General features: G+C 38.3%; 23 protein-coding genes. 14 read left to right on the plus strand and 9 right to left on the minus strand.

The genetic code is table 11. The annotated features are described in order from the left end of the window. Positions 1-104: 104 nt before the first annotated feature. Both E0H77_RS11620 and E0H77_RS11625 read right to left on the minus strand, forming a co-directional pair. A complete protein-coding gene (locus E0H77_RS11620; protein ID WP_131378162.1) occupies positions 105-1,166 on the minus strand; it encodes an NAD(P)-dependent alcohol dehydrogenase in 1,062 nt (353 codons plus the stop codon). Beyond that, positions 1,156-1,572, minus strand: coding sequence for a (R)-mandelonitrile lyase (locus E0H77_RS11625; RefSeq protein WP_131378164.1), 417 nt, complete (start codon positions 1,570-1,572; stop codon positions 1,156-1,158). The genes E0H77_RS11620 and E0H77_RS11625 overlap by 11 nt, the downstream gene beginning before the upstream one ends. A gap of 205 nt (positions 1,573-1,777) precedes the next feature. Between E0H77_RS11625 and E0H77_RS11630 the strand changes: the two genes are divergently transcribed. Continuing rightward, the gene (locus E0H77_RS11630) at positions 1,778-2,677 is read left to right on the plus strand and encodes an AraC family transcriptional regulator (RefSeq protein ID WP_171478348.1); all 900 of its coding nucleotides are present in this window, start codon (positions 1,778-1,780) and stop codon (positions 2,675-2,677) included. 463 nt (positions 2,678-3,140) lie between these two features. Continuing rightward, the gene (locus E0H77_RS11635; protein WP_131378168.1) at positions 3,141-3,653 is read left to right on the plus strand and encodes a hypothetical protein; all 513 of its coding nucleotides are present in this window, start codon (positions 3,141-3,143) and stop codon (positions 3,651-3,653) included. 215 nt (positions 3,654-3,868) lie between these two features. Here E0H77_RS11635 and E0H77_RS11640 read toward each other — a convergent pair whose 3' ends face one another. Beyond that, a complete protein-coding gene (locus E0H77_RS11640) occupies positions 3,869-4,099 on the minus strand; it encodes a hypothetical protein (RefSeq protein WP_004901620.1) in 231 nt (76 codons plus the stop codon). A 318-nt stretch (positions 4,100-4,417) separates the two neighbouring features. On the opposite strand from E0H77_RS11640, the gene E0H77_RS11645 reads away from it, so the two are divergent. After that, positions 4,418-4,861 (plus strand): universal stress protein, encoded by a 444-nt coding sequence (locus E0H77_RS11645; RefSeq protein WP_131314161.1) that lies wholly within the window; start codon positions 4,418-4,420, stop codon positions 4,859-4,861. Positions 4,862-4,930: 69 nt separating this feature from the next. On the opposite strand, the gene E0H77_RS11650 is transcribed toward E0H77_RS11645, so the two are convergent. Genes E0H77_RS11650 through E0H77_RS11660 form a run of 3 tightly spaced genes read right to left on the minus strand, consistent with a single transcriptional unit; the run spans position 4,931 to position 8,720 of the window. Then, positions 4,931-6,181, minus strand: coding sequence for a GDSL-type esterase/lipase family protein (locus E0H77_RS11650; protein ID WP_228258333.1), 1,251 nt, complete (start codon positions 6,179-6,181; stop codon positions 4,931-4,933). 48 nt (positions 6,182-6,229) lie between these two features. Beyond that, positions 6,230-7,309: an SGNH/GDSL hydrolase family protein gene (locus E0H77_RS11655; protein ID WP_131378172.1), complete on the minus strand. Its 1,080-nt coding sequence runs from the start codon at positions 7,307-7,309 to the stop codon at positions 6,230-6,232. Then, a complete protein-coding gene (locus E0H77_RS11660) occupies positions 7,296-8,720 on the minus strand; it encodes an MBOAT family O-acyltransferase (RefSeq protein WP_131378174.1) in 1,425 nt (474 codons plus the stop codon). The genes E0H77_RS11655 and E0H77_RS11660 overlap by 14 nt, the downstream gene beginning before the upstream one ends. A 440-nt stretch (positions 8,721-9,160) precedes the next feature. Between E0H77_RS11660 and E0H77_RS11665 the strand changes: the two genes are divergently transcribed. From E0H77_RS11665 to gcvH, 6 genes are all read left to right on the plus strand, one after another. Beyond that, positions 9,161-9,490, plus strand: coding sequence for an ArsR/SmtB family transcription factor (locus E0H77_RS11665; RefSeq protein WP_131378176.1), 330 nt, complete (start codon positions 9,161-9,163; stop codon positions 9,488-9,490). Between the two features lie 242 nt (positions 9,491-9,732). Further along, the gene (gene sstT, locus E0H77_RS11670; protein WP_131378178.1) at positions 9,733-10,935 is read left to right on the plus strand and encodes a serine/threonine transporter SstT; all 1,203 of its coding nucleotides are present in this window, start codon (positions 9,733-9,735) and stop codon (positions 10,933-10,935) included. Positions 10,936-10,958: 23 nt separating this feature from the next. After that, positions 10,959-11,630 carry a YoaK family protein gene (locus E0H77_RS11675; protein ID WP_131378180.1) on the plus strand — a complete coding sequence of 224 codons (672 nt, stop codon included), beginning with the start codon at positions 10,959-10,961 and terminating at the stop codon, positions 11,628-11,630. A gap of 18 nt (positions 11,631-11,648) precedes the next feature. Next, positions 11,649-12,185, plus strand: coding sequence for a DUF2058 domain-containing protein (locus E0H77_RS11680; RefSeq protein ID WP_131378182.1), 537 nt, complete (start codon positions 11,649-11,651; stop codon positions 12,183-12,185). A gap of 1,060 nt (positions 12,186-13,245) precedes the next feature. Then, a complete protein-coding gene (locus E0H77_RS11690; RefSeq protein WP_131378184.1) occupies positions 13,246-15,078 on the plus strand; it encodes an ABC transporter ATP-binding protein in 1,833 nt (610 codons plus the stop codon). 74 nt (positions 15,079-15,152) lie between these two features. Further along, positions 15,153-15,527 (plus strand): glycine cleavage system protein GcvH, encoded by a 375-nt coding sequence (gcvH, locus tag E0H77_RS11695; protein WP_131378186.1) that lies wholly within the window; start codon positions 15,153-15,155, stop codon positions 15,525-15,527. 227 nt (positions 15,528-15,754) lie between these two features. On the opposite strand, the gene E0H77_RS11700 is transcribed toward gcvH, so the two are convergent. Both E0H77_RS11700 and map read right to left on the minus strand, forming a co-directional pair. After that, positions 15,755-16,645, minus strand: a complete 891-nt coding sequence (locus E0H77_RS11700; protein ID WP_131378188.1) for an alpha/beta hydrolase — start codon at positions 16,643-16,645, stop codon at positions 15,755-15,757. A 15-nt stretch (positions 16,646-16,660) separates the two neighbouring features. Further along, a complete protein-coding gene (gene map, locus E0H77_RS11705) occupies positions 16,661-17,455 on the minus strand; it encodes a type I methionyl aminopeptidase (protein ID WP_131378190.1) in 795 nt (264 codons plus the stop codon). A gap of 361 nt (positions 17,456-17,816) precedes the next feature. Between map and brnQ the strand changes: the two genes are divergently transcribed. The 3 genes from brnQ (at position 17,817) to E0H77_RS11720 (ending at position 20,039) form a co-directional block, all read left to right on the plus strand. Then, positions 17,817-19,118: a branched-chain amino acid transport system II carrier protein gene (gene brnQ, locus E0H77_RS11710; RefSeq protein ID WP_131378191.1), complete on the plus strand. Its 1,302-nt coding sequence runs from the start codon at positions 17,817-17,819 to the stop codon at positions 19,116-19,118. 281 nt (positions 19,119-19,399) lie between these two features. Continuing rightward, the gene (locus E0H77_RS11715) at positions 19,400-19,609 is read left to right on the plus strand and encodes a hypothetical protein (protein WP_416240516.1); all 210 of its coding nucleotides are present in this window, start codon (positions 19,400-19,402) and stop codon (positions 19,607-19,609) included. Positions 19,610-19,799: 190 nt separating this feature from the next. Next, positions 19,800-20,039, plus strand: coding sequence for a hypothetical protein (locus E0H77_RS11720; protein WP_228127512.1), 240 nt, complete (start codon positions 19,800-19,802; stop codon positions 20,037-20,039). A gap of 42 nt (positions 20,040-20,081) precedes the next feature. On the opposite strand, the gene E0H77_RS11725 is transcribed toward E0H77_RS11720, so the two are convergent. Then, on the minus strand, positions 20,082-20,543 hold the full coding sequence (locus tag E0H77_RS11725) for a hypothetical protein (RefSeq protein ID WP_131378195.1): 462 nt from the start codon (positions 20,541-20,543) through the stop codon (positions 20,082-20,084). 110 nt (positions 20,544-20,653) lie between these two features. Here E0H77_RS11725 and E0H77_RS11730 point away from each other — a divergent pair, with 110 nt between their 5' ends. After that, a complete protein-coding gene (locus E0H77_RS11730) occupies positions 20,654-21,376 on the plus strand; it encodes an AzlC family ABC transporter permease (RefSeq protein ID WP_045793940.1) in 723 nt (240 codons plus the stop codon). After that, positions 21,373-21,720, plus strand: coding sequence for an L-valine transporter subunit YgaH (gene ygaH / locus E0H77_RS11735; protein WP_131378197.1), 348 nt, complete (start codon positions 21,373-21,375; stop codon positions 21,718-21,720). Before E0H77_RS11730 ends, ygaH begins: the two co-directional genes overlap by 4 nt. The last annotated feature ends 32 nt before the right edge of the window (positions 21,721-21,752 follow it).

Raw genomic sequence — 21,752 nt, forward strand, 5'->3', positions numbered from 1 at the left:
TTCGGCATAAAAATAGCGAGTCTGATCTATACAGACTCGCTATGCTTTCGATACTGCTCAATGGCAAAATAAACATTGGGCAGCATCATTTAAAAAAACTGATCTTAAAGCGAATTGGTTTGCTGAAAGGATTGCATATCAATCACGAAACGGTATTTTACGTCGCTTTTTAACATACGCTCAAACGCATCATTAATGGTTTGCATTTCGATCATTTCCACATCTGCTGTGATGTTATGCTCGCCACAGAAGTCCAAAAGCTCTTGTGTTTCCTGGATTCCACCAATCACTGAACCTGCCACAGAACGGCGTCCCATGATCATTGGTACGGTATGTGGTTTGATCTCACCCAAATAACCAACCAAAACCAGTGTTCCATTCAATGCGAGTGTTGGGATATACGGGTTCAGATCATGCTCATACGGCACAGTGTCAATAATCAGGTCAAACTGATTGGCTGCGGCTCGCATTTGTTCAGCATCGGTTGATAGAACTACGTGATCTGCGCCTAATTGTTTGGCATCTTGCTCTTTACTGACGGAACGGGTAAATAAAGTCACTTCCGCTCCGAGTGCATGAGCCAACTTAATCGCCATATGCCCTAAACCACCTAACCCAACAACCGCAACTTTACTGCCCTGACCGACATTCCAGTGACGTAGTGGCGACCATGTGGTAATCCCTGCACACAACAACGGCGCAACCGCTTTGCTGTCGAGATTTTCAGGAACTTTCAGCACAAAATCTTCTGAGCAGATAATGGTTTGTGAATAACCTCCATAAGTTGGGCGATGATCATGCAAGTCTTCGCTTGCATAAGTTTGGACATGTCCATTTTCGCAGTACTGTTCCAAACCTGCATCGCATGCTGAACAGTGGCGACAAGAATCCACCAAGCAACCAATCCCGACCAAATCACCGACTTTGAATTTATGCGCTTTCGCACCTGTTGCTGTCACACGCCCAACAATTTCATGTCCAGGAACAATCGGATAACGGCTAAAACCCCAGTCATTACGTGCCTGATGTAAGTCAGAATGGCACACGCCACAATACTCGATCTGAATGGTGACATCATCTTCACGTGGATCACGGCGTTCAAAGGTAAACGGGGCTAAAGGGCTAGTTGCAGACTGAGCTGCATAACCCAAGACTTTAATGCTCATTGTGTTCTCCAGAAGCTAAATATTGTTCATCTACCACGTGTTCTAACCAAGTCACGACCTGACCCTGTTGTGCTTCCTGCAATGCAATATGGGTCATAAACTGCTGTTCCGATGCACCGTGCCAGTGTTTTTCATTGGGTGCAATCACCACAATATCGCCAGGTTGAATCATCTGGCGTGGTTCGCCCCATTTCTGCACATAACCCAAACCTGCGGTGACCAGTAGAATCTGACCCAGTGGATGAGTATGCCAAGCGGTACGGGCTTTGGGCTGAAAGGTTACACGTCCACCACTGACATAAGCAGGTGCTTGCTGTGCAAATAAGCTATCAATATGGACTATGCCACTAAACCAGTCTGGCGAACCTTGCTGAGACTGATGCTGGGCATTTTTAAGCACTTGCATGGACTTCACCTCTTTTTCAAAGCGGTCTGTCATTAGAACCGTAAAATCAGTATAGAAATTTCACAGCAAAACAGTTGTTCCATTCCTCTTACAAATTTGCCTATTTCTCCAAAAAAATGTTGCTTACTCTAGGTTTCTTGACAAATTGCGACTATGTTTGGGGAAGTTACAAATGTGAAAAGGTCAGGCAGTGTCAAACTTGGAAATGGGCTTAAATGAAATTTTGGGGCGTAGCATCGCGCAGTGGACTCAAGGTCAGCATCATGTGCAAACGCCAATCACAGGTTTGAGCTTAAGCCGCTGGGAGCAGCCGAATGAACCAACCAGTTATGTGATGGATGCTAGTTTGTGTCTGATTGCACAAGGTCAAAAGCAAGTCATGCTGAGTCAGGAAATTTACACGTATGACGCCAGTCATTTTCTGTTTACGGCAGTCGATTTTCCTGTGATTGCACAAATTACCGAAGCATCTCCAGAACGTCCATACCTCAGTGTGTTACTGAAACTTGATCCGCATTTACTGGCGCAAATCATGCTCGAAGCACAGATTTCTTTTCAGCCCTCTAGACGTGAGCGAAAAGGTGTTGCGGTGGGTACACTCACACCAGATATGCTCAGTGCTTTTATTCGACTCATCAATCTGTTAAATACCCCTCAGGATATTGCTGTATTAGCCCCTTTAATTATTAAAGAGATCTTTTACCGACTACTGATCAGCCCACAGGGTGAACGTCTCAAGCAAATTGTCACGATGGGAACTACAGGACATCGGATTATTCGCGCGATTGATTGGATTAAACACCAGTTTACCCAGCCCTTGCGTGTGGAAGAGCTTGCCAAGAGTATGGGCATGAGCGTATCAAGTTTTCACCAGCATTTTCGGGACATTACCAGTATGAGCCCGCTTCAATATCAAAAAAGCCTGCGCTTAACCGAAGCACGGCGTCTACTCATGACCGAAAATCGTGATATTTCTTCTGCCAGCTTGCAGGTCGGCTATGAAAGTTTGTCGCAATTTTCCCGTGAATATAAACGTTTCTTTGGCGCACCGCCGTCGGAAGATATTAAACATTTATCACTGAGTACGTTTTCGTCCCAACAGTAAAGCCAAGAAGATGGGATATTCATCATACAGCTAGAAAAGACATGATCGCCGTTCGGGTAAGCGAAGATCTGGAAATGGCCTTGGTTACTTCACCTGAGTATCCTGGCACAGCATGGCAGCCCAACATAGCTCAATACTTTATATCAGCATCGTAGTATTGGTATGCTCTTACCCACCTATGACAAAATTATGGACTGGGAGTTTTTAGATTCATCAGGCAACACCATAAGCTTGCAGCCAAAATTTTTCATGATTGTGAGCCATGCAAGGCTAAAAGTGAAAGCAGCAATTGATCGTTTAGGAATGACTTGGTTACCTAAAAGCATAGTCACACAAGAGCTGGCAACAAGACAATTGAGAGAAATCTTCAGTGAAAGTAATATACGTTATAGCGGATACTCTATGTATTATTACTGCTTTTTCATCTATTTATTGAAGCTATGCGCTTAGATTAATATTTCTTATGATCAAAAAATTATTTCAAAACAGAATTTTATTGTGCTGTCTAGATTATTTTAAAATTTGGTCGCTGCATGTCCGACCGCTCACAGACAATGAAATTGCCCTTGCATCTACAGTCTTTGGCAATCTGATCGATTATCAGCAAGTTCGTATCTGGAATACGCCGTTTTTACCGTGGCAGCCCATTGGCATGTTCATGGCGCCTATCGGTGCAATCTTTGTGAACCCTGAAAATTATTCATTGGACTATGCACAAGAGTCACAGGTTTATCAGGCTGTTTTCATTCATGAACTCACTCATGTATTACAATTCCAACAAGGCAGCTCAGTATTGATGAAAGGTGCAATTTTACAAACGGCCTATTATCTAAGCTTGAAACACTATAACCCATATGCTTACACACTAAAAAAGCATAAAGCATTTACAGATTATAATATCGAACAACAAGGCGATATTGCCCGTGATATCTTCTTGGGTAAAATTCCTAATATTCTGCTCAACCCGAAAAAATAGCGACTGACTGGCATATTGTGTAACTCAATGCGCAGGGCGAGCCGATGGCATTTTTGGAGATAAGATCGTATCTGCCTTCAAGTACATCATTTATTCTGAACTATGCTTTTGGCCTGATTGAATCTTTATTTTTGAAACCTGTTTAGGAGAATGGTCGTGGTATATCAACTGACATGTCCATCCCACACTCCTATCAACTTCTCACAATTTAGAATTTAAACAAGCTCAAGTTGTCGACCATCTTGAGTCACTTTAATTTTGATATTTTTATACTTACGTTTATTTGGATTCATTGCTGATCCAACAACCTCTTGCATGAACTGACGATCATTCATCAACTCTGCATAAACTTTATAGCCAATTAGGATTTTCTCAGGTTTTTTATTTTTAACTGCGAATTCCTCGATTAGATTATTTAAATTTTGGAGGTCCGATTGATTATCCATGATAGCCCACTCTAAAAAATGATGCATATTATAGGCATACGTTTGTGAAAGAACGATGAAATGCAAGTTTATTTCATCGATACAGCCAGAGATTAGTATAGATTTTATTCATCAAAATAAAATATTCCCTCTTTTTTCAAGCTTATAAAATGTGTTAGCCTTAAGCTACGTGCTCTTAGATTAAAAAATTCTAGTTTGTACAATACTTAATAGATGAAATACTACTAGAAATTCTTATAGATGAGACACTTACATTTAAAAACGATCAAAATCTAACAAAAGTATTCAGTGTCTAAGGACAGCTTAGGAGTAATTTACATGGCTTATAAACATATTTTAGTTCCAGTTGATGGTTCAGAAACCTCATTAGCAGCAGTCAAACAGGCCGCATGTATTGCAAAAGCATTTAGCAGCAAAGTAACCGCTGTCTGTGTTTTGGCTGTTGATCCTTTTGTTGCCGTTGAGTTTGTAAACACTGATCAATTTATTAATGATTATGTGGCTAAAGCCAAAGAAGAAATTCAGGAAATTCTTGAACAGGCAAAATCTTTGTTTGCTCAAGAAGGCGTAACTGCTGAAACTCAAATTCTTGAAGGTCAAACCATACATAAAGTGATTGTTGAAGCAACCAAAGACCTTGGTGCTGATCTGATTGTCATTGGTTCACATGGTCGTAAAGGGATCAAAAAACTGTTCTTGGGTAGTGTTACTCAAGCCATCCTTTCTGAAGGCACTGTTCCTGTGCTTGTTGTACACAAATAATCCCGATTAGAAAAAAATAACCCACAAATATTTGTGGGTTATTTTTTTAAGTTTGCTGTAATTTTTATCTTAATGAATGATTTTACAGCTACTCGTTTCATCTACATTACAAATACTCGCATGTGCCATCGCACGGTCTTGAGTATTTTCAGAAAATACAGCTGATTTACTTGAAGGATGCGTTTCTGCATGACTAGAAGCGAAAACTCCTCCACTACCCGATTTTCCTGCCAGTGCCAAAATATCATTGGCAAGCATGTCACCAAATTTGGTATATCCTGAAGCAGAGAAATGCACGCCATCTCTGGCAGCATCGCCACGTGCTATCCAGTTTTTCATGCTACAACGGCCACCCATTGCCTCTTGCCAATCCCAAAACAAGGTATGAGCTTGACTGGCAACTTGGCGCTGCATATTTTGAAATACACTTAATTGTGTTGGACGTATACCACACTCACCCGATTTGTCTTTTAAGCTTTCAGGTGCAGAAACTATCAGAATTGCACTATGCGGTGAAGCTTCACGAATATCATGAATTCGGTTAAGTAAGATCTGTTTTTGTTGCTCAAGATCATGATAACTGTAGGCTTCATTGGTTCCATACGCCAAAATAATTAAATCAAATTTGAGTTGCCCAAGCTGCTGTTGCCAATCATTACTCCAGTTATTCCAAGACTGCAATTGCGCACCATTAACTCCCAGTGCAGAAACAATTGCACCTGAACCTGTTGCATTTTTTGCCCACCAGCCACCCAATGCCGATTGCGGATTATGTGGCGCCGTAATTGTAAAAGGTAAATGGGCTTCGAAAGTTTGCAATTGCCATGTGTTATTTTTAATTGGCGCGCTTAAACGAAAATGCTGACCACGACTGTCTGTAATCTGAAAGTCACTATCTCCAGCACCCTGACGAATACTGACGGTAATCTTTTGTAGTTGTTCTGACTGTTTGGCTTTAATGGTGAGCGTAGCACCATCCGTAGCAGGATGGGCAATTAATCCACCTAAGGTATAGTTTTCATTGGCCTGAGTGCGAATCGAAATAGGCTGCCAATTGTTATTTTCGTAACCGAAACGAGTCAGGCGCTGACCAGAAAAATACATGGGCATTCCCCAACCCATTCCGCCATTTCCTAAAGTATTTTGTAATGTGGTTCTTAAAGCATTACTCATATAGTCCGCAGCGGTGTGTGAATCGCCGAACTGAACGACATTGAGCTTGTGTTGCTGAATGCTTTTAACCAGTTGAGGAGTATTGGGTTCTTGGAAATTGGAGAGATTGCCTGCAAATGCAGAAATATGAATAACAGATGCAGCCAACAAAAGGCCGCACCGTTTTAATTCTTTCATTTTCATTCAAAAATCGCTTTAATTTGTTAAATGTAAGTATTGCAAAATATTGTGCGCGATGATTTTCTGTCCTTCAACTGTAAAATGTATCCCATCCGCACTCCGCATTTTCACATTTCCATTTTCTGTGTTGAGTGTTTCTGCAAAATGGTTGTTTTTTCCACCAACAATTGGGCGGGAGTCAATCACGAATTCTTGCGCTTTTTGCACTTCACTTTGAATGACTTGATTCAAATAGATCATTTGTTCATTTAGCTGATCTTTATGCATGTTCGGTGGTGTCAACCACATCACACTGACATGATGTTTACGTGCTTCATTTAAAATACTGTCAATACGGGCACGATATTCTGCTTCCCATTCTGAAGACTTAAAGGTAAGCCAATGTTTGGTTGATGCATTAAACATATCCCAAGGGTCATTCGGCCCTAAAAATACAATCATTACTTTAATGCGTGGGTTGCTGTTTAATGTTTCACGAATGGTTTTTGGCCAGTCAAAGAATTTTGGATAAGTCAGCCCTGTGCTTTGTTTACTCAAGTTCACTGTCTGAATACCTTTTTCTTCGAGAACTTTTTGTACATGTGGCGCAACCCCTTGCATCATGGAGTCACCCGCAAAAAAGACCTGATCTTGTCCCGTCAATATAAAGCGTTGGTCAAATGCCTGTTTGGCTTTTTGTTTTTCGAGCAACGCCAATTTAATCTGTTCTTCTTTTAAGCGTTTTGCTTCGGCGGCTTTATATTCAGGTGTATATGCATAATCTTGATTAAACCCGTCAATCATACGACTGTTGATTTGATTGACATGCTCATCATATTGCCCATTTTCACGATATAAATAATCACCAATTTCTCCACCCAGATGCCAGATATGAAACTGATCTAAAATCGCAAATGGACTATCTTTATGATAGGTCTGCTGAAAATAAGCATTGACCGAATTTTGCATAATCCATATGGACGTTAAGGCAAAAGCCAGCAAAATAAAAAGCACATATAAAAAATTCTGACGCTGCGCCAGATGATCCTGAACACATTCGGGTTGTTGAGTTTGTTCTAATGATGAACTGATAATATCCGTGTCAGAAGTTTGCATAAATAAATCCTGGAATACCTGAAGGTGCGCAGATCAGCACAAGTAAAAACACGATAAATAAAGGAATTGAAACGGCATATTTGGGAATTCGGCTAAAAACTTCAGCCAATTTGTGCGTGTTATTTCGCACCAAAGGATAAAGTACCCAAGCAAGCAGCAATACACCTAGCAAATACAATGGGTTGTTTGACCAAGACACATTCACTGTGTTGCTAAATAGCGCATGGAAAACTTGTAGTGCTTCATCTAAACTTTTTGCTCGGAAAAATACAAAGCAGAAACAAACAAAGTGAATCGTGAAAAATATGCCAACTGCTTTGCCTAACCAGCCCGTATTTGCCAATACATTACGAGACTCTCTTGGCGTGACCTGACGGACTTTTTCATAAATTTTATCGCCAATATTCAGCGCAACTAAACCAACGCCGTGTAATAGCCCCCACAAGAAGAAGTTCCAGCCTGAACCGTGCCACACGCCAGACAAGACCATAGCAATCAATAAATTCGCTTGTGTACGTGCAAACCCACCACGGCTTCCCCCCAGTGGAATATAAATATGGTCACGAATCCAAGTTGACAAGCTAATATGCCATTTGTCCCAGAAATCTCGAATATTATGTGCTAACAGTGGCGCGCGGAAATTGACAGGTAAACGGAAACCAAGCAGTAGACCAAATGCAATCATCATTTCGCTATAACCAGAGAAATCGAGAAATAATTGCAAGGTATAGCCATAAATGGCGCACAATACTTCTAAAGAATGATATTGCATCGGGTTGGCAAATACAGGATTGACCCAATGATCTGCAAGCCAGCCTGCAATCCACCATTTTTTAATCAGTGCCAGTAAAATTAGTGCAAAAGCCAAACTTGGATACAAAATCTTGCGTGGTTCAGTTTGGCAAATCTGTGCACTCATTCCACAAGGTTGTTGATTGATGTCAGTCAAGCCTTTGGCACTTTGTGCGCGAGCAATTGGCCCTGCCGTAATGGTGGTAAAAAATGAAAAATGGAGTAGCAGCTGTGGCAAATTAAAACGTGGAACTTCTATTTCATTTTGATAACGACTTGATAGATAGCTAATCGATTGAAATGAGTAATAAGAAATTCCCAAAGGCAACAATAAATTCGAAGCCAAAAATGAACTGTCTAAATGCATTGCATCAAGTACAAGGCTGGTTTCCTGGCGAAAGAAGTCATAATATTTAAAAAATGCCAATTGAATCAGCGTGAGAATAAGCCCTGAAACAAAGATTTTTTTCTTATGTTGCTGCCAGCGATCCATGGCAATAGAAAGTGCATAAATAACACAGCTATAACTGGCAATAATAGTCACTGCAATCCAGTTAGACATTAATAAAATACATAAATAACTGGCGATAATCAGCACAATATTTTGTATTTGAGGCATCTTCCGTAAGCCCCAATATAGACAGAAAAAACCTATAAAAGAGAGTGCGAACTCAATTGAAAGAAAGGAAAACATGAGTGAAAAGGTTGCACATAAAATTTTCACGCATATTATACTAAGTTTCTACAAAAAGTATGATCTCTTATAAAAATAATAAAAATATCATGCTGATAGTTTTTTCCTATTGGTGAAATTTTTAATCATATAAACCACTGATATTTATTAAATAAATTAATTTACAAATAGCAATTCTTTGTAATACAATAACTTGCATAATATCCATTTACTTAAAAAAAATGATTCAATGTTTTTTCTGATGGTCATGGTTATTCTTTGTTTTTATTACAATTATACGCAAAGAATAACAAAATCCATTTTTTATACACATATTTTCTGTATATTTATTAATAAATTATATAGATCTTAGAAAAGGGGCAAAAATGAACGAACCACTGGATATTGATGTGATTCGTGAGTTATCAGATGATATCGTAAGTGTACTCAAGTCACTGGGCAATAAAGACCGTTTGCTGATTTTGAGTTTACTGATGAATGAAGAGCTGAATGTTTCTGAAATTGAAATGAAAAGTCAAATTCTACAACCAACACTCTCCCAGCAACTCATGATTTTGCGTAAAAATAATATCGTCACCACTCGCCGTTCAGGCAAACAAATTTTTTACTCTATAAAAGATCAACGTTTTATCAAAATCTTAAACAATATTTATCATTTCCATCTTGCCTCTCCTGCAGTATTAATTGCAGAGTAAGGTATGCTTAATTAAACGGTGATTTTTGTTTATTTTAACAACAAACTATAAGATTACGCCTTATTCACCGTTTAATTAAAAAATATTTAAAATCAAACTCTTAAATAATAATATTTTCATTTCATTCATAATATTCGGCTTTTTATCGCAATAAAAATGCAAGATTTTGGGTTTTTTCTATAGAATACTCAACCTTTCTTTTCTGTAGGTTTAGAACCTTAATTGGTTTTTAAGGCGTTCTTATGCTTTTAGCTATTAAGCAATCTAGTTTAGTGACTAGAATTGTAATTGCGATTATTTTAGGGGTTTCTGTTGCCCTGTTCTTCCCAAACGTTGCACCTTACTTGAGCCTTTTAGGTGATATTTTCATTAAGGCATTGAAATCAGTTGCACCTATTTTAGTGTTTGTACTGGTCATTTCCTCAATTGCAAATTTTCAGGCAGCGCAAAGCGCTAAAAATTTCAAACCTGTTTTGATTATGTATACAGTAGGCATGTTACTTGCCGCTCTAAGCGCTGTCATCGCTGATCATTTATTTCCAACAACACTTATTTTGCATTTAGCCAGTGACCAGTCTTTACAGCCACCAAACAGTTTAAGTGTAGTTCTTAAAAATTTGGTCTTGAGTTTTGTCTCTAATCCAATCATTGCATTAAGCGAAGCCAATTTTATTGGGATTTTGGCTTGGGCATTAATTCTTGGCGTAGCGTTTCGTCATAGTTCAAATTCAACCAAAGCCTTCTTGCACGACAGTGCAGAAGCCATTGGAAAAGTGATTAAACTGGTGATTGGGTTTGCACCAGTGGGGATTTTTGGTTTAGTTGCCGTAACTTTTGCGAACTCAGGTATAAATACCCTGATTAGCTATACACATTTATTGGCTGTTTTACTCGGCACGATGTTCTTTGTTGCTCTAATCATTAACCCGATTATGGTGGCGCTGGTGATTAAAGGTAACCCGTACCCATTGGTACTTAAATGCTTACGTGAAAGTGGTATTACTGCATTTTTTACGCGTAGCTCCGCGGCGAATATTCCAGTGAACTTAGATCTCGCTCGCCGTTGTGGGGTGGATGAATCTACGGCCAATGTGATCATTCCTTTAGGTTCCACCATTAATATGTCTGGTGCAGCCGTGACCATTACCACATTGGCACTGGCGACAGTGAACACTTTGGGTATTCAGACTGATTTGACCACCATGATCATTTTATGTGTGGTTGCGACCATTTCTGCATGTGGTGCTTCTGGTGTTGCAGGTGGTTCTTTACTCCTTGTCCCTGTTGCATGTGGTCTATTTGGTATTTCTTCAGAAATTGCTATGCAGGTCGTTGCCATTGGAATGGTCATTAGTGTCTTACAGGATTCGACTGAAACTGCACTTAATTCTTCGACTGATGTGTTATTTGTAATTGCAGTTGATCAAGGGTATAAATATAAATAACTTTTTACTCACATGATCGTGATATGCCATTTCAGACATTACCTGTTTGGGTTCAGCTTGGTGCATTTTTTCTTGCCTTCAATGCAGGCATGGTGAATGCACTAGGGTTGTTAAGTATCTGGCATCAAACCGTTTCGCACATGACAGGCAATGTCAGCATGCTGGCAATTGCCATTGTGCATGGGCAATTCATTCATGCTCTTTATATTATTTGTGTCATTTTAAGCTTTGTACTGGGTTCTTTATATAGTGGTTATTTACTCGGTAGTAGTCATTTTCAACTCGGACGCCGTTACGGTATTCCCCTTAGTCTTTCTGGACTATGTATTTTTCTATGCTGGTTGTTTATTCCTTATTATCCACGCTATGCATTACTTTGGGCGTGTGTTGCAATGGGCATGCAAAATGCCATGGTCAGCCACTATAAAGGTGCAATTATTCGAACCACACACCTCACTGGGCTACTAACGGACTTGGGGCTCAATTTTGGTTATTTGTTACGTGGTCTACCTGTAGAAAAACGCCGTATCATGTTACTGCTTTTGATTTTGATTGGTTTTTTATGTGGGGGGATACTTGTTACTTGGTTGTATCCTTATTTAAACTTACATACTTTTCTCATTCCAGTGTTCCTCAGTTTGACCATGAGTCTAACTTACTGGGCATTGTATCTTCGCAAGCATCTACATCACTAATTTTGTTGGATTTATCTTATGGTTAAAAATGCCTTACAAGCGCAGTTATTGAAAGCGGGTTTAGTCGACAATAAAAAAGCGAAAAAATTGACCAAGCAAGCACAGCATGAACAACGTGCAGGTTTAAGCAATGATGCTGAAATCAAAGCAAAAATTGCTCAAGATCAGCAACAGAAACAGGAAAAGGATCAGGTGCTCAATTCAGAAAAACAGCGCCAACTTGAAGAAAAAACGCTAAAAGCCAATATTATTCAAATGATTGGACAACACAAAATTAAGGACACCGATGGCGACAGCATCTATCAATTTATTGATGAAAATAAAATTAAGAAAGTTTACATTAACCAGCAAATTTATAATGCGCTTGTTGCAGGTAGTTTGGTGATTGCCAAAGAAAATGAGCAATATGCGTATTTGCCTAAAGCGTTGGCAGACCGTATTGAACAAAAAATGTCGGGCTTTATTTTGTGGAAAAAATCTGACGAAAACCAAGAAACGACAAATGAAGAAGATCCTTATGCAGCATATGTCATTCCAGATGATTTAATGTGGTAAGTCGTAACCTAATCATTATAAAACGTTAATTTTCTTTGAACACACCTAAGCCATAGCGATAAAAAAAGTACAATAGGTATTCTTTTAGAGATAAGGCTTAGATGTGTTTAATTTCTCTTAGTTCTTGCTGAATTTATAAATTTTGGTAAACCAGTTTGCATGCTGAGAAATGTTCAATGACTTAGGCTTAAATATTCTGATTTTTTCTACTTCTATTGCCAATTTTATTACTCAATAAATTATTGTTCGCCGTATTCAAAAAATTTTACTCAAAATGCCGTTTGCAGCTAATGCTATACTTGCAGAACATAGTGTTATTCAACGGGTTCCAATATTGTCCCAGCATTTATTTTTCTAAGCATTGCATTCACGACCAGTGAAATTCTAAATGTGTTTAATACACTATATCAGCACAACTCAAATTCATGTAATAACCTGATTAAGGGCTATTTACAGCTTAAAAGTTATTGGTCGAAAGCATTTAACTTTCCTCATACGGCATGATCCAAATTGATGACTGGATTGAAATATCACCACTGCATACAAATTACGACGTCATTAATATGTAATTACAATTCATAACTGTATATCAAATTGAATAGCATCAAAAATTAAAAGGCTTTTTGTTATTAAATAATGACTTAAGTTCTAAAAATGAACTAAATTGGTTCAATAATAAACTTTCCAATCAATCTCAATATAATCAGCGCCGTTTAACCAATCTTGGAACATCTTGAGCTTATGTTCAGTTGAAGATATTGCTCAAATCAGACGTTAATTATGTGTCAATTAAATCGACTAGTATGGGAGATTACCCATCGAAGCTTATGCTTTGATCAATACAATGGTCTGGATTGAATATGAAAATATTTAAGCTGAATTTTTTGATCGTGTAATTTCGATTTTACCTGAGTTTGGTTTGCACATTTATCAGCCTGTATCACAAGTTGAACGACAACAGAGCATTGCGACTAAATAATTTCAAACATTAAATCTGCACATTACATTTTCTTCAAAGCGAATTTTCGGTTTAATACACGCATAGCTTTGGAGATATGTAATGTTATTAAAATGGTTTGAGAATCGTGTAGACCCCTATCCTTCCAAAAATCTAAACAAACCATTACCTCGAGATTTTTTCCCGTTTGTTTGGCAATGTGCCGAAGGGTTAAAACATTATTTAATTATTTTGGTGCTACTGACTGCTGCCACCGCCAGCTTTGAAGCATTATTTTTTTCACAAATTGGACATTTGGTTGATTGGCTGAACCAAAGCCATCCCAACACATTTCTAAGCCAACATGCCCAGCAATTGCTCATGCTGGTCGCTATTCTGGTGGCCAATATTATCTTTGCAACTATGCAATCCATTATCCGCCATCAAATTCTATTTAGTTCATTCCCCATGCGCCTCAGATGGCGTTTTCATAATTTGATGATGCAGCAAAGCTTAGACTTTTTCTCTAATGAATTTTCTGGGCGGTTGGCTGCTAAAATTATGCAAACGGCACTTGCAGTACGTGAATTTTGGGTGATTTTAGGTGACATTATCGCCTATGTACTGATTTATTTTATTTCAATCAGCCTGATGCTTGGTAGTGTTGCACCACGTTTATTAATTCCATTATTTGTCTGGTTAGCTTTATTTGTTTTGGCTGCGGCTTTTTTTGTACCGCGTATGATTCAGATTTCTAAAAAACAGGCTGATGCTCGTGCCGTCATGACGGGACGTATCACAGATGCCTACACCAACATTCAAACAGTCAAACTATTTGCACATACACAGCGTGAAAGCCAGTACGCAAAAACATCCATGCAGGAATTCATGGTGACGGTGTATACGCAAATGCGACTTGCAACTTTATTTGAATTGAGTTTGAAATTATTAAGTGCTGTGCTGTTTATTAGTGTGCTCGGTACAGCCCTTTATTTATGGACACTTGGACAAGTTGAACTGGGAATTATTGCGGCTACAACAGCCATGATTTTAAAACTCAATAGTCTAAGTGAATTTGTCATGTGGCAAATTTCCATGCTGTTTGAAAACATTGGTACGATTCAAGATGGTAAAAATACCCTTGCTCAAGCCGTTTCAATTGTAGATCAGCCAGATGCCCAACCATTACAACTCAATCAGGGTGGGAAAATTGAATTTAAAGATGTTTGCTTTGCCTATAATCAACATCGTAATGTCATTGATCATTTTAATTTGAGCATCAAACCTGGTGAGAAAATTGGTATTGTTGGACGTTCGGGTGCAGGAAAATCAACATTAATCCAACTTTTACTGCATTTTTATGATATTCAGCAAGGTTCGATTGAAATTGATGGGCAAAACATTGCACACGTGACACAAGACAGCTTACGCCAACATATTGCGCTTGTGACACAGGATACATCGTTGTTACATCGTACGGTCGCGGAAAATATCCGTTATGGACGTAATGATGCTTCTGATGAACAATTTAATTACGCAATTGAAAAAGCGAAAGTTAAAGAGTTTATTGACACTTTATCCGATGTTCGTGGGCAAAAAGGTTTAAATGCTTATGTCGGTGAACGTGGTGTAAAACTTTCAGGTGGACAGCGCCAACGTATCGCAATAGCGCGAGTATTTTTAAAAGATGCGCCTATTTTAATTTTAGATGAAGCAACCAGTGCTCTCGACTCTGAAGTTGAAGCCGCTATTCAGTCGAGTTTAAATGACCTTATGGCTGGAAAAACAGTGATTGCAATTGCTCACCGCTTATCAACTATCGCTAAAATGGATCGCATTGTCGTATTGGATCAAGGAAAAATTGTTGAACAAGGCTCACATAATGAATTATTGGAGCTTCATGGAATTTATGCTCAGCTTTGGCAAAGACAAACTGGCGGCTTCTTAGTAGACTAAGCATTTTTACTTTTGTTTTTTTAAAAAAACAGGTATAACTCACTGCAATAGTTGATTTTAATGATGGAGTCATTATGAACCACCCGAATGATTTAAAATATGTAGCAACGCATGAGTGGGCAAAAATTGAAGGTGATTTAGTTGTTACAGGCATCACTGACCATGCACAAGATGCTTTAGGTGACTTAGTTTACATTGAAGTTCCAGAAGTTGATCGTCACTTAGATGCTGGTGAACAAGCTGGCGTTGTAGAGTCTGTAAAAACTGCTTCAGATATCTATTCCCCTATCGCTGGAACAGTCGTTGAAGTAAATACTTCTTTAGAAGATGAACCAGAATTAGTCAATAATGATCCATACGCTGCAGGTTGGATGTATAAAATCAAACCTGACAATATGGCTGATGTAGAAAAATTACTTTCTGCTCAGGATTATGAAGCGGGTTTATAATTTAAACTTGTTTTAGCTTTATTAAATTTTAAAAGACGCAGATTTTTCTGCGTTTTTTTATTTTTGAGACTTTTTTGATTGTTCTATTTTTTATTAGTATTACTTAGGCTATTTTTATTCATTTATAAAAATAGCAGTCAATAAATACATCAACTTATTCGTTTTAAATTTGCATGATTTGGCTGAGATTTTTAAATTTGTTTAGGCTATTTAAGCACTTTAAACATTTAGGTTTGAAGCTGATGCTTTAAAAATTGTAGCTGGGTCTGAATAGACTGCTCAAAAATGGCACTTTGTTTATGGACAATATCAAAATGTGTCATTGGCCATTCAATAAATTGAACATTTTGAATTTTATGAGCAGCTTTTCGTGTTGCAGTAATGGGAATAAGTCGATCATCCTGCGCGGCAATCATTAGAGTTGGGCACTTAATTTTTTTTGCAATGTGTGTTGGGCGATACGTATTGATTTCTAATAAAATTCTTGCAGGAACACAGTTTGTCCATGTTGAGTTTTCTGGCACACTCTCCATAAAGGCATCATAACTGCCCTCTCCAGCTAAACAACAAACACCCTCTTTAGACACTACTGGAATACATACTGCATGGTCAGAGCGTGCGGCCCAGAGGTCTTGTAAAGCAAATTTTAGAGCCTGAGGAAATAACTTTTTCGGGTACAACCTAGCACTTGCTAAACCATCGACATGTGGAACAAGTGCAATAATCGCTTTAATATTTGGAATTTCTGCTGCGAGAGTCATAACATGACCGCCGCTAAACGAAACTCCCCATAAAAAAAGCTGCTTTTGATCAACAGCCGACCAAGATTTAACTTGTTCAACCACATTTTTCCAGTCGTGCAAATGATGCTTGGGTGAAACCAACTCGCGTGGCTGCCCTGTACTTTCACCAAAGCCTCGGTAATCGAATAAAACGACAGCAAAACCCTGTTCAGCAAAACGTTCAGCGACGTCAGGTAAGCTGAATTTGCGTTCACAAGCAAAGCCATTTGCCATAATAATAACGGGCGGCAATGCAATGTCGTAAGGAAAATAAACATCTGCTGCAAGTTGCTCACCACAACTCGTAAAATAAATATTTTCAACCTGATATTGCATTGCTTCACCTCAAAATTAGATTGCAGGATAAATTCCTGTACCTTCTGGCCACGGCGTTAATAACTCAAAACCATCATCAGTGACAGCAACCATATGTTCCCATTGTGCTGAAAGTGAATGATCTTTGGTAATGACGGTCCAACCATCAGTAAGTTCTTGTACCTGAGGTTTACCCATATTTACCATTGGTTCAATAGTAAATACCATCCCCTTTTTAAGCTTTAAGCCCTGACCTTTTTGCCCAAAATGCAATACATTTGGCTGTTCATGATAGACCCTTCCAATACCATGACCACAGTATTCACGTACTATGCTATAACCGTTTTTTTCAGCCAATGTTTGAATCGCATGACCAATATCACCTAAAGTCGCATCAGGTTTAACGGCGTGAATTCCTGCAACCATTGCCGCGTAGGTCGTTTCAACCAATTTTTTTGCCTGTGGTGAAACCTGCCCTACATAATACATACGGCTAGTGTCACCATAAAAACCATCTTTAATAATCGCAACATCAATATTAATGATGTCTCCTTCTTTCAACACGACTTTTTTTGATGGAATGCCATGGCAAACAACTTCATTGGGTGAAATACAGGTCGTTTTAGTATAGCCATAATACCCAATATTGGCAGGAATCACTTTGAGTGTATTCACAATAAAATCATGGCATAAATCATCTAGATATTCAGTTGTTACTCCAGGTTTAACATGCTCACCAATCATTGCCAAAACTTCTGCAGCGAGCCGCCCAGAAATTCTTAATTTCTCAATTTCTTGTTCGGTTTTAATGACAACTTTTGTGGCACGCATAGAATGGATCCTTTATTTCATTTCAAATCTGAAACGAATAGATTGAAATACTTAGGCTATTTTACATTGTAAATATTTCAAAAATAATCCTCATCGTATAGAACTGCAAGTACTTAAATAAAAAATTTACTTTTTGTTATTTTTAAATAATTGATAAATAATATTTATTTTAATAAATAAACATAAAATATATATTTTAATAAAATTAAAAAATACGTAAATAAATCAACTTAGAAAGTTTAAATCTCTAAAATTTGAATTTATAAAAAATAATCATGCTTTATTTAAGAGCATAAGGATTTTAAAAAGTTTTTTTTTGCACTAGAATCTATCGCTTTGTTTCAACATCCTCCCTGTTTTTATGAATAAGCTGAATATACGAGATATTATTGCTTTAGGTTTTATGACCTTTGCGCTATTTATTGGTGCAGGCAATATTATCTTTCCTCCCATTGTTGCTCAGCAAGCTGGTGAGCATGTCTGGCTTGCAGCAGCAGGCTTTTTGATTACTGCGGTTGGGTTACCTGTTTTAACAATTATGGCGCTTTCTCGTGTAGAAGGATCTATTGAAACGCTTAGTGCTCCTTTAGGTCGTTTTTCAAGTTTATTGCTGACCATAGTCTGTTATTTAGCTGTGGGCCCTTTATTTGCAACCCCTCGTACTGCAACCGTTTCTTATGAAATCGGTTTCTCGTCTTACTTTGGTAATTCTCCAATGCATCTATTTATTTATAGCTGCATTTATTTCACCATTGTTGGCATTATTTCACTGTACCCAAACAAATTGCTCGATACGATTGGGCATGTGCTCGCACCACTAAAAATTGTTGCTTTGGCAATTTTATGTATTGCAACGCTGGTCTTCCCAATTTTAGTCGCGCCACCTGCAGTACATAACTATATTCAGCAACCGATGTCTGAAGGTTTAGTGAACGGTTACTTAACCATGGATACGCTTGGTGCTCTGGTGTTCGGGATCGTTATTGTACAAGCGATTCAGTCTCGTGGTGTATCTGACAAAAAACTGATCATGCGCTACGCAATTATTGCAAGTATTATGGCTGGCGTTGGTTTAACAATTTTGTATTTATGCTTATTCCGCCTTGGTTTACAAAGCTATGCATTTATCACTACGGCAACCAATGGCGCGGAAATCCTACATGCCTATGTACAGCATACGTTTGGTGATATTGGTTCATTGTTCTTAACCATCTTAATTTTCCTCGCCTGTACAGTAACTGCAATTGGTTTAACCTGTTCATGTGCCGAATATTTCCATGAGCTGACTAAAATTTCGTATAAATTACTGGTGTTAGTGTTGGTACTATTTGCACTGTTAATTTCTAATTTGGGTTTAACCAAACTGATTGCTTTCTCGGTTCCTGTACTCACTGCAATTTATCCACCAGCAATTGTCGTGATTCTTCTTAGCTTCTTATGGAAGTTCTTTAGTCGTCCATCGTTAATTGTGACGCCTGTGACGATTGTTGCGCTAGTTTTTGGTGTTTTTGAAGGCTTAAAAGCATCTAGCCTGAGTAAACTTGTACCTAGCTTTTTGTCACAATTACCACTTGATGCACAGAATCTAGCATGGTTAATTCCATCAGTTGCGGTTTTTGTGTTGTTCTTTGTCATCGATAAATTCCTTGCAATTTCTCGATAGTAAAATTAAAGGTAATTAAATTTCAAATATTTAATTACTTTCTAAAAATGCCTGATTCATTCAGGCATTTTTTTTGCTTATATTTTTACTGTAGTTTACAGAATGATATTGTGAACTCACAAAATGAGACTAGGCTATAACTTTTAGTTGTTTTTGTCATATTACCTTAACAAAAAAATGTTAATAGCTCTTGAATTTAGCCAAAATTCAAAGTAAAACGGTAAGAATTGACTGAAACAGTGTGTTTGTCGTGATAGACAGGAGAAGTGAGGATGATTTCAATGAACAAACTAATCTTCATTAACAATGCAGTAAAACATAATCAACAAGCATTGATGTATTGTTTTACTACGCTAGCACTCATGTTAACGCTAACATTTGAAGGCGTTATTACAGGAAATCTCAAACCTGCATACTTTTTATATGCATTTGTTGTGTCACTCGCCTTCGCGCTGTGGGCAGTCATTGACCATAAGTTCCGCAAGCAATAATTTTAAAAAAACTGGATCTCAATCCAGTTTTTTTATATCCACTTAATCTCAATATTCTGACTAAAAACTTAATCAAAAAAACGTATATCAAAATAATAAAAAAAAGATTCAAATTCACTACATTATTTAACCAATTAAATTCAGTATGATGATGTATAGGTAATTTTACCTAGATTAATGATAAAGGTTCATGATGAAAAAAATTCTAACTTCTGCTGTTGCTTTAACTTTTGCAGTTTTAAGTGCCAATGCTATGGCTTGCCCTAAAGGTACAACTTTACAAGGTGGTACAGGCCCAAAACATAAAGGTGGTAAATGTGTGCTAGTACACAAAGTTGACAAGAAAACTCCTGCTAAAGCTGCACCAGCTAAAGCACCAGAGAAAAAAATGACAAATACTCCAGCACCAACAAACAAACCTAAAGCATAATCTTTAGACATAAAAAAAGCGGTTTATACCGCTTTTTTTATTTTAATTGGCTGGCGTATTGCCTAAATTTGGATGGTCAATCGCATCTTTACACAAGGCTTTATCGCGTGTGTAGTCGGCATAAGTTTGTGCAGTATCTGAATCCTGATTTGCTGTTGCCCTTGCCCATGAATCTAGGCTAGTCATGGCTTTACGACATAATGCATATTTACCTTCAGTCACAGAGTCCGTCATTTTTACATTGATCCGCCACGCAACACCTAGCTCGCGTAAAGGTTTACGAACATCTGTTTCAATTTTGGTGAGTTGCTTTTGTTCAACAATCGGTTCAACTTGATTGATCAGTGCCCATGCTTTATGTGCATAGGTAGTTGCATCATTGGTGAGTTTTGGTGCGGGTTTAATTTCTACTTTCTTCTCCGAAGAAGATCGGTCACAACCTTGCAAGCCTAAACATAAGCATGCCGTCATTAGATAAGCGACTTGATGTTTTTTTAACAGCATAAGGTTGCCTCATTCAAAATATTTCAGCGCTGAGCTGCATGATTTCATTTACAATAACATTTTTAGAATTTTAGTAGATATTTTGGTGCAATGCACCCAAACTGAAAAATATGTCTCAATCTCATGCAAGTTTTTGGCAAGGTTTTAAAGACAGTCAAGCCATTATGCTGACTTATTTGCCTGTTTCTTTTGCTTTTGGTGTCTCTGCTGCCAAATTTGGGTTTTCTGCCTTTGAAGCCTTATTTTTGTCTTGCACCATGTATGCAGGAGCCAGCCAGTTTTTGGTGGTCGCATTACTTGCGAGTGGTTCTTCGATTTGGCTAGCAGCCATTACCGTGATTGCTTTAGATATTCGCCATGTATTGTATGGCCCTGCTTTACAGCATCTTATTCAACAAAAACTGAATCTTAAAAAGACTGCAATTTGGGGTTGGGGACTCACTGACGAAGTATTTGCCCGCGCTATGATTCAACTGTCACAGCGCCGTCAGGACTGGAGCGAATCATGGATGCTAGGCGTAAGCCTGTCGAGCTGGTTTTCTTGGGCGCTGGGCAGCTTTTTAGGTGGCTTATTTGCTAACCAAATGCATCTTCTTCCCAAATTTCTACAGGCTTCTCTCGATTTCTTATTACCTGCCCTATTTTTAAGTTTTTTACTGGCGGCTTTTGAAAAACGCCATACGCTAGTGGTTGCAGTAACGCTCGTTGTGGCGGGTTTGGCTTGTTACCTGATCAATCTTTCTGCGGCAATTTTCTTGGGAATATTGGCAGGGATTGGTGCAGGACTGTTTAAACATTATATTTTGAAGCAGCAGGATGAGCATCATTTATGAATTTATCCATTATCCTGATTGGAATTATTGTCGGAATTGCCAACTTTAGCTCACGCTTTATGCCGCTGTGGTTTATTCAAAAATACCAGCAACACAAACAAAGACGTGGTGCAATCTGGCTGAGAATTGCTTTGAGTTGTATTGGAATTTCAGCGATTAGTGCCATGCTCATGGTTGCGACCTTACCACCCTTAATTGCCACGCCCGACAAAATCATTGCCATGAGTTTAGGCTTTATTACCTTGACTGTGCTCTATGTAAAAACTCGGCGTATGGTACTGGCAACCCTGTTTGCTGCACTGTTTTATGGCATCAGTTACACTTATTTGCCTGCTGTGCTATAAAATAAATCATGTCCATTTACTTATTTTTAAAT

Origin of the sequence: Acinetobacter brisouioides, from assembly GCF_004331075.1 — a bacterium.
Lineage (GTDB): Bacteria > Pseudomonadota > Gammaproteobacteria > Pseudomonadales > Moraxellaceae > Acinetobacter.